This is a genomic window from Weissella sp. DD23, assembly GCF_001579105.1.
GTDB lineage: Bacteria > Bacillota > Bacilli > Lactobacillales > Lactobacillaceae > Weissella > Weissella cibaria.
In genome coordinates this window covers 396,194-397,115 of sequence record NZ_KQ970390.1, presented here as the reverse complement: position 1 = coordinate 397,115, position 922 = coordinate 396,194, and the positions used below count along the sequence as shown (strand labels likewise).

The window sequence follows — 922 nt, the reverse complement described above, 5'->3', positions numbered from 1 at the left end:
ATGTCATTAAGTCAAGTGCCTTGGCCCGTTTTAACGCATGGGCTAGCGCAGCTTTCTCGACGGGACAAGCATTTGGACCATTAGTTGGTGGTCTCTTGCTTCACTTAAAATGGATTAACTTGCAAACGTTTTTGCAGTTGTTTGGTGTGATGCTTGTCGTTACGGTCTTGTTGAACTTGGCGATTAGATATCAGCCGCAACCAAAAGATCCTAATATGCCATCGGAGTCATTTCTAGCCAGTTTAGTTGGTGGATACAAATACGTGTTGTCCCAACCAAAATTATTTGAATCGATGTTACTAACGATGTGGAGCAATTTCTTCTTTGAAGGATTTATTATTGCGATGCCATTTCTGATTCAGCATAATTACCATGGCTCAGCTTCGTCATATTCTACTGCCTTAACTTTGGCGGCAGTTGCAGGTATTATTGCGGGCATAATTTTAGCGCGCTTACCAAAATTTAATTCGTTAAATACGCTTTATTGGGATCTGTTTGTTCTAGGTGGGGCTTTTATCATCGGCACATTTATTCAAGAAATATGGGTATTTATCGGTCTGGTTATCTTGAATGGGTTTGCTCGTGCATCGTTTGTTATTAAGATTAATACGGTCCGTCAACAAGAGAGTGCGCCAGCATACTTGGGACGGGTATTTGGTATTTCTTTCTTTGCGACAGATTTATTTGCGCCGATTATAACAATTGCCTTTGGATATGGGGTGTCTGAATTGGGCGAATGGACAGTCTTTTTGCTTGGGATGATGATGGTTGTCGGTATGATCGCAATTAAGTTTATTAGCAACAGACATGCGCAACATTTTAATTAACATAATATCTTTATGGTCGATGATTTGACAGTTAGTAGCTGTTAATTCATCGGCATTTTTTTATTTACTTGTGCTACCAATAACGGTGGTTTGTG

The 922-nt window shown here is 39.9% G+C and carries 1 protein-coding gene; it reads left to right on the top strand.

Annotated elements, in window-relative coordinates; translation table 11 throughout:
* Window positions 1-827, top strand: an 827-nt coding sequence (locus WEIDD23_RS01890; RefSeq protein WP_242865384.1) for an MFS transporter, incomplete at its 5' end; no start/stop codon positions are given.
* Window positions 828-922 lie beyond the last annotated feature (95 nt).